Source organism: Chryseomicrobium imtechense, assembly GCF_041475995.1.
GTDB lineage: Bacteria > Bacillota > Bacilli > Bacillales_A > Planococcaceae > Chryseomicrobium > Chryseomicrobium aureum.
This window is the reverse complement of the sequence record NZ_JBGOBM010000047.1, coordinates 1-415: the sequence shown is the minus strand read 5'-3', so window position 1 is coordinate 415 and position 415 is coordinate 1. Positions and strand designations below refer to the sequence as shown.

Genomic DNA, 415 nt, shown 5'->3' with positions numbered 1-415 from the left:
GACGTGGAACCAGTTTTTGGATTCTTGAAGGCTAATTTGGGTTTCACTCGCGCCTCTGTCCGCACCCGACCGAAGGTCGAAAACGACATAGGGTTAGCGCTCATGGCGGTGAACCTAAGAAAATATGTGGTCAGAGTGTAAGAACTCTGACCGCATATTTGAAATTATCCGTAAGCGTCAAATAGTGAACACGTTGTATCTTATCAAAGAAAATACCCAGCAAAATCGACTTACTGATTTTGCTGGGTATTTTTCTATTTCTTTGATTGGATATAACAGTTCGTTGGTAAATTTTTCGACCACGGCATCAAATCTTCGAATGATTCGAGTTTCTCTAAATCACGCTGTGGAAGTTCTTCGAAAAGAAGTTGCAGGTAGAAGAAAGGATTGAGCCCATTTTCTTTGGCAGTCTCGA

2 protein-coding genes are annotated in these 415 nt (G+C 41.7%); one reads left to right on the top strand and one right to left on the bottom strand.

The window, feature by feature from the left end; genetic code table 11:
- Positions 1-141, top strand: a 141-nt coding sequence (locus AB5N96_RS13555; protein ID WP_499705764.1) for a transposase, incomplete at its 5' end; no start/stop codon positions are given.
- A 113-nt stretch (positions 142-254) separates the two neighbouring features.
- Here the strand turns inward: AB5N96_RS13555 and AB5N96_RS13550 are convergent.
- Positions 255-415: transposase domain-containing protein (locus tag AB5N96_RS13550; RefSeq protein WP_499705511.1), on the bottom strand; the 161-nt coding region annotated here is incomplete at its 5' end.